The organism is Streptomyces sp. NRRL B-24085 (assembly GCF_001282115.1).
Classification (GTDB): Bacteria; Actinomycetota; Actinomycetes; order Streptomycetales; family Streptomycetaceae; genus Streptomyces.
In genome coordinates this window covers 1-9991 of sequence record NZ_LJBR01000386.1, presented here as the reverse complement: position 1 = coordinate 9991, position 9991 = coordinate 1, and the positions used below count along the sequence as shown (strand labels likewise).

Sequence of the window (9991 nt, the reverse complement as noted above, 5' to 3'; positions counted from 1 at the left end):
AGGTCCTCCTGGGTGAAGTCGGCAAGCCCGGACACCCCCACCCCCAGCAACCGCAGACCCCCCGTCGAGTCGACGCCCTCCAGCAGCCGCAGGGCGGCCTCCCGCACCACCGCCGGATCATCCGTGGGCCCCCGCAAGGTCTCCGACCGCGTCAGCGTCGAGAAGTCGTACCGCCGCACCTTCAGCACGATGGTCCGCCCCGACAACCCGGCTTCCCGCAGCCTCCGCACACACCGGTCGGCAAGCCGCTGCACCTCGAGCCCCACCCGCACCCGGTCATGGATGTCCACGTCGTAGGTGTCCTCCACGGACACCGACTTGGCCTCCCGCTCCGCCACCACGGCCCGCTCGTCCCGCGCCAGCGCCATCGCGTACAGCCCGTGCCCGTGCGCCTTCCCGAGCAGCCGTACGAGCTCGTCCTCCCCCGCCTCGACGATCTCGTCGACCGTGTGGATCCCGGCCCGCCGCAGATGGTCCCCGGTCGCCGGCCCCACCCCGGGCAGGGTCCGCACCGACATCGGCCCGAGCATCGCCCGCTCGGTGCCCGGCTCGATCACCACCAGCCCGTCCGGCTTGGCCTGCTCGGAGGCGATCTTCGCGAGCATCTTCGACGCGGCCAGCCCCACCGACCCCGTGAGCCCCGTGACGGCCCGTATGTCGGCCCGCAGCTGCGCCCCGACCAGTCGCGCCGACGCCTCGTCCCAGGCCGCTCCCCCGGCCTCCAGATCCACGAACGCCTCGTCCAGGCTCAGCGGCTCCACGAGCGGCGACAGCTCCCGCAGCAGCCCCATCACCTGCTCGCTGATCGCCTTGTAGAACCCGAAGCGCGGCACGAGATACGCGGCGTTCGGCGCGAGCCGTCTCGCCTGGGCCATGGGCATCGCCGAGTGCACCCCGAACACCCGGGCCTCGTAGGACGCGGTGGCCACCACACCCCGCGGCCCCAGCCCACCCACGACGACGGCCTTCCCGCGCAGACTCGGCTTGGACGCCTGCTCCGCCGAGGCGTAGAAGGCATCCATGTCGAGATGCAGGATCGTGGGCGCTTTTCTCACATGTCCGATGCTGCCCTACGCCACTGACAATGCCCCGCCGCAGACAGCGGCCGGTTTCAGACCGCCCGGTTGCGGCGCCTGGCCAGCTCGTCCGCGGGGTTGTGCCCGACGAGCGTCTCCCCGGTGTCGATGCGCTCCCCGTGCAGTTGCGACAGGGCGCTCTCGACGTCCCGCCACACCACGCCGACGGCGATCCCGAAGATCCCCTGCCCGCCCTGGAGCAGCGCGTGGACCTCGTCGGGCGAGGTGCACTCGTAGACCGTGGCCCCGTCGCTCATGAGCGTCATGCGCTCCAGGTCCTGGAATCCGCGCTCCCGCAGGTGCTGGACCGTGGTGCGGATGTTCTGCAGCGACACACCGGTGTCGAGGAACCGCTTGACGATCTTCAGGACGACGACGTCCCGGAAGCTGTAGAGCCGCTGCGTCCCCGACCCGTAGGCGGGCCGCACGCTCGGCTCCACCAGCCCGGTGCGCGCCCAGTAGTCCAGTTGCCGGTACGTGATGCCGGCGGCCGCGCAGGCCGTGGGACCGCGGTAGCCGATCTGCTCGGACGCCATGGACGTCGCCCCTCCGCTGCTCGGCACGGCCGCCGGTCGCTGCGGAGCAGAATGGTCGGCCGCGCTGGTGTGAAGCGGGTACGGACCGCTCGCCCCGAGACTCCGTCCGGGGGCACCCCCAGCCGTACCGTCGCCGCTGCTTCTCACGCCGACCTCCGTCCTTGACCTGCCTTCTCGACGGTAGGCAGTCACCAGGGGTGCGTCAACGATCGCCACACTCGGCACGCCGAGTGATAATCACCCAAGGAGTGGTTTCCCGTGCCCCACCGCGGGGAAAGGCTAGCCGAATGCGCTCCGAGCGGGCCGTAGGACGCTCTCACGCGCCGGTGGCAAATGCCGGCATTTCGGTGACGACCGGACACGGCCGGACCGTCACGGACCACTGATCCGCCGGCCCGGCCGGGTACCCCTCACTGACTGCTGGTGCCGAAGTCCTCGGGGGAGATCTGGTCGAGGAACTCGCGGAACTTCTCCACTTCGTCCTCCTGCTCGTCCGGGATCGCGATGCCGGCGTCGTCGAGCACGCCGTCGCTGCCGTAGATCGGCGTTCCGGTGCGCAGGGCCAGCGCTATGGCGTCGGACGGCCGCGCGCTCACCTCGACCCCGCTGGCGAAGACCAGCTCCGCGTAGAAGACGCCCTCACGCAGGTCCGTGATGCGCACTTCGGTGAGCTCCTGGCCGACCGCCTCCAGCACGTCCTTGAACAGGTCGTGGGTCAGTGGTCGTGCGGGGGCCATGCCCTGCTGCGCGAAGGCGATCGCCGTCGCCTCCCCGGGCCCGATCCAGATGGGGAGGTAGCGGTCGCCTCCCACTTCACGCAGGAGCACGATCGGTTGGTTGGAGGGCATTTCGACCCGGACACCTACGACATCGAGCTCGTTCACACAGCAACCCTAGGCCGTGCCCGGGACGTTTGGGTAGTCGGGCAGGAAACGGGTGACGATCCGGGGCCCTCTCGCCCTCAGGGCAGGCGTACGCCGAGCGCGGTCTGCACAAGTGCCGCGTGCAGCTTCACCGTGAGCCCCGCGAGTTCCTTGGCGCGGGCTTGCGCGTGTGCGCGGGTCTGCGGGTTGCGGTGGCGCTTGAGCGGGGCCACCACCTGGTCCACGAGTCCGGCCTCACGGTCGGCGGCCGCCTTCATGGCCCGCAGGTGCCGCGGCTCGATCCCGAACCGCCCGAGTTCGACGACGAGCGCGGCCACGGTCACCGCCTCGGCGTCGTAGGCCCCGTCCGGCAGCGGCGTGATGAGCCCGTACGACTCCCACTCCACCAGCTCCGTCTCGCCGATCTCGGCGGCGGCGAGCAGCTCGGCCCGCCCGATCCTGGCCGCGGTCGGGCCCTCGGAGACCTCCAGGACCGTTTCTCCGTCCCGCTGGCGGCCCACCGTGGGCAGCGCGACGGCCTCACCGCGCTCCATGGCGTCCAGGTGCTCCCGGATCACCTTGAGCGGCAGATAGTGGTCCCGCTGCATCCTCAGGACGTGGCCGAGACGCTCCACGTCCCGGTTGCTGAACTTGCGGTACCCGGAGGGGGTCCGCTGCGGCTCGATGAGGCCCTCGGACTCCAGGAAACGGATCTTGGAGATCGTGACCTCGGGAAACTCGTCGCGCAGCACGTTCAGCACCGTGCCGATGCTCATCAGCCCACTGTCCGTGGCGGCGGTGCCGTGTCCGGCACCGCCGCTCGGTGTTTGAAGCATGGACCTTCCCTGGGAGGGTCAGTAGCCCCGCTGGCTCGCGTAGAACACCAGGCGGTACTTGCCGATCTGCACCTCGTCGCCGTTGTTCAGGGCGACCGAGTCGATCCGCTCGCGGTTGACGTACGTGCCGTTGAGGCTGCCCACGTCGGACACCGTGAACGAACCGTCCTGACCGCGGCGGAACTCCACGTGCCGGCGCGAGACCGTGACGTCGTCGAGGAAGATGTCGCTCTGCGGGTGCCGGCCGGCCGTGGTCAGCTCGCCGTCCAGGAGGAAGCGGCTGCCCGAGTTCGGTCCGCGGCGCACCACCAGGAGTGCGGAGCCCAGCGGGAGCGCGTCGACAGCAGCCTGCGCCTCCGGCGAGAGCGCGGGCATCTGCGTCTGGCCGGTGACCTCGGAGTCGTAGGCCTCGAGTCCCGAGATGGAGATGGTGGAGGTCGTCTCCGAGGGGCGCTCGGGCACGGCTCCGGCCCGCAGCGGGGCGCCGCAGTTGGAGCAGAAGCGGCTGTTCTCCGCGTTGCGGTTACCGCACCTCGTACACACCAGGGCCGACATAGGGGAAAACCCTCCACCCGTACTTGAGGTTGACGGCTGCCCGAAACCTATGCCGCCGGACTGGGCAGGGTCAACAGACGGCACGCCCTGACCTCCAGAAACGTCACCACCCTGACCGGCGACCTGGTCCCGGAACAGCGGGCGCTGACCCTCGGCGTCGGGCTGTGCGCGATGACGAGCGGTGGCGTTCTCGCTACCTTCTCGCGCGCTCTTGCCGAACAACTTCTGAAACAACTTCACGGGCGATTCCCCTTGACCGAAACAGACCCGCCCGTGGGGCAGGACGAACCCTGATTGAACACACCGGTCGACCCGGACATCCTCACAACGTCCGTTTCCACCAGACAGTTTCCACCACGCACCACCCAATCGGTGCGCCGACCCCCCGCAACCTCATGCCCTGGCCGGATGCCCCCCATGCACCCCCGGTTCACTGGGAGGACGACCGAGCGTAGTCAGGCTGCTTCGCTGCTCGCAAGGCGTCCACGACGATCTTGTCGGACCGCTCGACGGCAACGGTGGCCTGCTCCTTCTCAAGAGTCTGCACCACGCCTCCAGGGATGTTCAGCGCCGGTTCGAGGTCCTGCGGATTGCCGATGACCTTGAAACGAAACGGCGCGGTGATCTTGTTCCCGTCGACGCTCACGCTCTTGCCGGAATCCGACAGATACGTGTTGGCGACGACCCGGACGCCGTTCACCTGGATCGCCTCCGCCCCGGCCGCCCGCAGCTCCTGGACCGCGTCGAGCAGCATGTCCGCCTCGACCGTCCCCTTGGTGTCCTCGATCGTCATCGTGATGCCCGGCCCCTGGGCGGCCACCGTGCCCGCCAGGATGCCGAGTTGCCGCTCCTTCTCGACCGTCTGCTTGCGGGCCTCCTCGGCCTGGTCGGAGCTGTTCTCCAGCTCGTCCCGCTGCTTCTCGAGGCCCTGCTTCTCGTCTTCAAGACGCTGAGTACGGTCGTCCAGTTCATCGAGGATGCGTACAAGATCTTCCTGTCGCGCCCCGCGCAGCGCGCTGTCGCTGTCACTGTTCGACGCCACCTGGACCGCGAGACCGAATCCGAGGCCGAACAGCAGCACCGCGACGATGAGTTGGGCCCGCGTCACGCGCGGCGGCCACAGCCCCTTCACCAGCCGCTGACGGCCGGTCAGCCCGGCCTCCTCTGCCGGGGTGCCCGGCTTCTCGGTCTCCTGGGCGGGCACCGCCGGGCGTTCCTCCGGCAGTTCCCTGCGCAGCCCGCCCCCGGGCGTCTCCTCCTGCTCGCTCATCGGCCTCACGCCCGGAAGACGTGCCGGCGGATCGCCGCGGCGTTGGAGAAGATCCGGATGCCGAGCACCACGACGACACCGGTCGACAACTGGGCGCCCACGCCCAACTTGTCGCCCAGGAACACGATCAGCGCGGCCACGACCACGTTCGACAGGAACGACACGACGAAGACCTTGTCGTCGAAGATGCCGTCGAGCATGGCCCGCAACCCCCCGAAGACGGCGTCGAGCGCAGCCACCACGGCGATCGGCAGATAAGGCTCGACAACCGCCGGAACCTCAGGCCGGACCAACAGGCCGGCCACGACTCCCACGACGAGGCCCAGTACGGCGATCACGATGTGCCCTTCTCAGTTCTCGGCTCTGCTGTACGTACGATCACACTCGGTGCGGCGGGCAGCCGGAGGTCGTCCTCCACGGAGATGGCGGTCCGGATGCCGTAGTTCTCTTCCAGGGCGTGCAGATACAGCCCGTCGGCACTGTCCTGGAACCTGGTGCTCAGCCGCTTCCCGTCCCCCACGGCAAGCACCGTATACGGCGGGACCAGCGGCTTGTTGTCGACCAGTATCGCGTCACCCGCGGCCCTGATCGCCGACAGGGCGGTCAGCCGCTGTCCGTTGATGGAGACGGCCTCGGCGCCCGACTCCCACAGTCCGTTCACGACCCGCTGCATGTCCCGGTCGCGGACCCGTCCGGTGTCGGAGAACCCCGAGGTCTCCCGCGGGTTCCCGTCGCCGCCGCCCGTGCCCGCCTCCTTGGCGTCGTTCACGACCAGCTTCACGCCCGGGCCGTGCACCTCCACGGCGCCCGACAGGATGCCCACGAGATCGGCCTGGCCACTGTCGCCACTCTGCTTGAGGGCCTCGCGCTGCCGGGCGCCCACGTCGTCGCGGAGTCGGTCGACGCTCTCCTCGAGCCTGTCCGCCGTCTCGGTCTCGCGGTCGATGCGGTCGATGAGCTCCTCGCGCTCCTTGGCCACGACCGGGGCGGCCACCCGCGCCTGCGCCGCCCCCACGGTGACCACGAGGGCGGCGAGCACCAGGCCCAGGGCGAGCCCCAGCCTCGCCCGCAACGTCTTGGGCAGCCCGCCGTCACCTGCGGCCTTCTTGCGGGCAGCGGCTTCGGCGTACCCGTCGTCGAGGCTGTGGTCCATGACGTTGGTGAGCAGCGACATGGAGGCGTCCGGGCGCGGCGGGCGCGTGGGGGTGCTCCGAATGGGGGGCTGCTGCGGCATGCCGCACATCGTCGCACGTCGCGGCCCCTACCTCCGAATGGCCCCATCGGCGTGCCGGACAGGCCCCGTTGGGGAGACTTGTCCGGCACGCGCGCGTGGGGCGGCTCAGCGGCCGGCGCTGTCCACGACCGCCGCCCACTCGTCCAGCAGGGCCTGCGCGGACGCGTCGTCCGGCCCCTCGGCCCACAGATGGGTGACCGCCTCCGCCGGGTCCGGCAGCACCATCACCCAGCGCCCGTCGGTCTCGACGACCCGGACGCCGTCGGTCGTGTCGACGAAGCGATCGCCCGCCGCCTCCACGACCCTGCGCATCACCAGCCCCTTGACGGCCCACGGAGTCGCCAGATCCCGCTTGAGGACGTGCGCCCGCGGAATCCGCGCGTCGATCTGGCTGAGCGTGAGCTGCGTCCGCGCCACCAGCCCGATCAGCCGTACGAAGGCCGCCGTGCCGTCGAAGACACTGCTGAACTCCGGGATGATGAAGGCGCCCTTGCCGTCACCGCCGAAGATCGTCGAGTCGTCGCGTCCGACCCGGGTGAGGTCGTCGGGCGAGGTGGTCGTCCACTCGACCTGCGTCCCGTGGTACGCCGCCACCTGCTCGGCGATCCGCGTAGTGGTCACCGGCAGCGCCACCCGGCCGCTGCGCCGCTCGGCGGCGACCAGGTCGAGCATGACGAGCAGTGCCCGGTCGTCCTCGATGATCCGGCCCTTCTCGTCCACCAGGGACAGCCGCTCACCCACGGGGTCGAACCGCACACCGAACGCGGCCCGCGCGGACGCGACGATCTCGCCCAGCCGCACCAGCCCCGACCGCCGGGCGTCCGCCGTCTCGGTCGGCCTGGACTCGTCGAGCCCCGGGTTGATGGTCAGCGAGTCCACCCCGAGCTTCCCGAGCAGACTCGGCAGCACCAGTCCGGCACTTCCGTTGGACGCGTCCACGACGACCTTCAGCCCGGACTCGGAGATCCCGGTGATGTCGACGTTCCGCAGCAGCGAACCGGTGTACGAGTCGAAGACGCTGGAGGGGAAGTGCAGGTCCCCGATCTCACCGGGGAACGCGCGCCGGTACTCCTGCCGCGCGAACACCCGGTCCAGCTTGCGCTGACTGCCCTGGGAGAGGTCCGCACCCCGCCCGTCGAAGAACATGATGTCCACGGAGTCCGGCACCCCGGGCGTGGTCCGGATCATGATCCCGCCGGCGCTCCCCCGCGCGGTCTGCTGCCGCGCGACGGGCAGCGGTACGTTCTCCAGGTCGCGTACGTCGATGGCGCTGGCCTGGAGAGCGGAGATGACGGCCCGCTTCAGTGCTCGCGCGCCACGGGAGTGGTCGCGGGCGGTGGTGACGGTCGACCCCTTCTTGAGGGTCGTCGCATACGCACCGGCCAGTCGGACCGCGAGCTCCGGGGTGATCTCGACGTTGAGGATGCCGGAGACACCACGGGCGCCGAAGAGATGCGCCTGGCCCCTGGACTCCCAGATGACCGAGGTGTTGACGAAGGCACCGGCTTCGATGGTCTTGAACGGGTAGACCCGCACATTCCCCTGAATGATCGATTCTTCGCCGACGAGGCACTCGTCACCGATGACCGCGCCGTCCTCGATACGAGCCGCCCGCATGATGTCGGTGTTCTTCCCGACGACACAGCCGCGCAGATTGCTCTGCTGCCCGACGTACACGTTGTCGTGCACGACGGCCTTGTGCAGGAACGCCCCGCTCTTCACGACCACGTTCGAGCCGACGACGGTGTGCTCCCGGATCTCGGCGCCGGCCTCGACCTTGGCGTAGTCACCGATGTACAGCGGGCCACGGAGCACGGCGTCGGGATGCACCTCGGCACCCTCGGCCACCCATACGCCCGGGGAGAGCTCGAAGCCGTCGATCTCGACGTCGACCTTGCCTTCCAGGACGTCGGCCTGCGCCTTCACATAGCTCTCGTGGGTGCCGACGTCCTCCCAGTAGCCCTCCGCGACATAGCCGTAGATCGGCTTGCCTTCCTTCATCAACTGCGGGAAGACATCGCCCGACCAGTCCACGGGCACATCGGGGTCGACGTAGTCGAAGACCTCGGGCTCCATGACATAGATGCCCGTGTTCACGGTGTCCGAGAAGACCTGGCCCCAGGTCGGCTTCTCCAGGAAGCGCTCGACCTTGCCTTCCTCGTCGACGATGGTGATGCCGAATTCGAGCGGATTGGGTACACGCGTCAGGCAGACGGTGACCAGCGCGCCCTTTTCCTTGTGGAAGTTGATGAGCTCGGTGAGGTCGAAGTCGGTCAGGGCATCACCGGAGATGACGAGGAAAGCATCGTCCTTCAACGCCTCTTCGGCGTTCTTGACGCTTCCGGCGGTACCGAGTGGCTTCTCCTCGTTGGCATAGGAGAGCTCCATTCCGAGCTCTTCACCGTCACCGAAGTAGTTCTTGACCAGTGAGGCCAGGAACTGGACGGTGACGACGGTCTCGTTGAGCCCATGCCTTTTGAGCAGCCGCAGAACGTGCTCCATGATCGGCCGGTTTGCCACCGGCAGGAGCGGCTTGGGCATGCTCGAGGTCATGGGACGAAGGCGTGTGCCTTCGCCTCCGGCCATCACGACGGCCTTCATGTCGGAAGCGTCCTCCTTGAGAGATGACGGTCTAGCCGACTTCACCCGTCCAGATTGTCCCGCACTTTTCCGTCGGGGGCCATCGAGCCGCTACGGCCGTGCCAATGGGCGAGTTCAGTCGGCCTCAGCGTCCGCACGGACCAGGCGGCGGACTTGGACCACATAGAGCACTCCTGCCCACCAGTACAGCGTTGTACCCCATCCGGCGAACGCCCATCCGAAAATAGCAGCGAGTGACGAGATCCATCCAGTTCCGTCACTGAGCAGCAGCAGCGGGAAGGCGTACATCAGGTTGAAGGTGGCGGCCTTGCCGAGGAAGTTCACCTGCGGCGGCGGATAACCGTGACGCCTGAGGATGCCCACCATCACCAGGAGCATCAGCTCCCGCAAGAGAAGTGCAGCCGTCAACCAGATTGGCAGAATCTCGCGCCAGGTGAGGCCGACCAGAGTCGAGAGAATGTAGAGACGGTCAGCCGCGGGGTCGAGCAGCCGGCCGAGGCTGCTGATCTGGTTCCACCGGCGGGCCAGCTTGCCGTCCAGATAGTCGCTGATCCCGCTCAGAGCCAGTACCAGCAACGCCCAGGTGTCACTCTTGGGCCCTCCGAACTCGGGCCTGAGGATCAGCCACAGGAAGAGCGGTACCCCGACGAGCCGCGCCATGCTGAGGATGTTGGGGATGGTGAGGACCCGGTCCGTCTGGACGCGGGTCTCCTGGACCTCCACCCGGGGGCCTCCTGTGGGAAACGTGCCAACGATGCTCCCTGACCCTACCTCAACGCAAAAAAGCTCTGGCTCTTGGGCTGCGTGCCCAAGAGCCAGAGCTCTAAAAGGAGTTCGGCGGTGTCCTACTCTCCCACAGGGTCCCCCCTGCAGTACCATCGGCACTGTAAGGCTTAGCTTCCGGGTTCGGAATGTAACCGGGCGTTTCCCTCACGCTATGACCACCGAAACACTATGAAACTAGACCGGAAATGACACGGTCGTTGCCTCAGAACTAACACAGTGGACGCGAGCAAATAT

General features: G+C 68.4%; 10 protein-coding genes and 1 rRNA gene. All 11 read right to left on the bottom strand.

What is annotated here, in order from left to right:
* Positions 1–1055, bottom strand: a 1055-nt coding sequence (locus AOJ26_RS34005) for a DNA polymerase IV (protein ID WP_078960137.1), incomplete at its 3' end; no start/stop codon positions are given.
* 56 nt (positions 1056–1111) lie between these two features.
* On the bottom strand, positions 1112–1759 hold the full coding sequence (locus AOJ26_RS34000) for a MerR family transcriptional regulator (RefSeq protein ID WP_078960136.1): 648 nt from the start codon (positions 1757–1759) through the stop codon (positions 1112–1114).
* 263 nt (positions 1760–2022) lie between these two features.
* Positions 2023–2496 carry a bifunctional nuclease family protein gene (locus AOJ26_RS33995; protein WP_004002801.1) on the bottom strand — a complete coding sequence of 158 codons (474 nt, stop codon included), beginning with the start codon at positions 2494–2496 and terminating at the stop codon, positions 2023–2025.
* 77 nt (positions 2497–2573) lie between these two features.
* The gene (locus AOJ26_RS33990) at positions 2574–3311 is read right to left on the bottom strand and encodes a MerR family transcriptional regulator (RefSeq protein WP_053852221.1); all 738 of its coding nucleotides are present in this window, start codon (positions 3309–3311) and stop codon (positions 2574–2576) included.
* A gap of 18 nt (positions 3312–3329) precedes the next feature.
* The gene (locus AOJ26_RS42385; RefSeq protein ID WP_078960135.1) at positions 3330–4235 is read right to left on the bottom strand and encodes an FHA domain-containing protein; all 906 of its coding nucleotides are present in this window, start codon (positions 4233–4235) and stop codon (positions 3330–3332) included.
* A gap of 61 nt (positions 4236–4296) precedes the next feature.
* Positions 4297–5136: a DUF881 domain-containing protein gene (locus tag AOJ26_RS33980; protein ID WP_053852219.1), complete on the bottom strand. Its 840-nt coding sequence runs from the start codon at positions 5134–5136 to the stop codon at positions 4297–4299.
* A 5-nt stretch (positions 5137–5141) separates the two neighbouring features.
* Entirely contained in the window at positions 5142–5474 is a 333-nt protein-coding gene (locus AOJ26_RS33975) for a small basic family protein (RefSeq protein WP_003988855.1), read from the bottom strand.
* On the bottom strand, positions 5471–6379 hold the full coding sequence (locus tag AOJ26_RS33970; protein WP_086724151.1) for a DUF881 domain-containing protein: 909 nt from the start codon (positions 6377–6379) through the stop codon (positions 5471–5473). Before AOJ26_RS33970 ends, AOJ26_RS33975 begins: the two co-directional genes overlap by 4 nt.
* Before the next feature lie 96 nt (positions 6380–6475).
* The gene (locus AOJ26_RS33965; protein ID WP_053852217.1) at positions 6476–8971 is read right to left on the bottom strand and encodes a mannose-1-phosphate guanyltransferase; all 2496 of its coding nucleotides are present in this window, start codon (positions 8969–8971) and stop codon (positions 6476–6478) included.
* 114 nt (positions 8972–9085) lie between these two features.
* The gene (locus AOJ26_RS33960) at positions 9086–9694 is read right to left on the bottom strand and encodes a CDP-alcohol phosphatidyltransferase family protein (protein WP_053852216.1); all 609 of its coding nucleotides are present in this window, start codon (positions 9692–9694) and stop codon (positions 9086–9088) included.
* 109 nt (positions 9695–9803) lie between these two features.
* Positions 9804–9920: ribosomal RNA gene (rrf, locus tag AOJ26_RS33955) — 5S ribosomal RNA — on the bottom strand.
* Positions 9921–9991 lie beyond the last annotated feature (71 nt).

Bases quoted from the DNA above. Each gene is read 5' to 3' on its own strand.
- AOJ26_RS33990 (WP_053852221.1), bottom strand. From the start codon at position 3,311: ATGCTTCAAACACCGAGCGGCGGTGCCGGACACGGCACCGCCGCCACG.
- AOJ26_RS33980 (WP_053852219.1), bottom strand. From the start codon at position 5,136: ATGAGCGAGCAGGAGGAGACGCCCGGGGGCGGGCTGCGCAGGGAACTG.
- AOJ26_RS33970 (WP_086724151.1), bottom strand. From the start codon at position 6,379: ATGTGCGGCATGCCGCAGCAGCCCCCCATTCGGAGCACCCCCACGCGC.
- AOJ26_RS33965 (WP_053852217.1), bottom strand. From the start codon at position 8,971: ATGAAGGCCGTCGTGATGGCCGGAGGCGAAGGCACACGCCTTCGTCCC.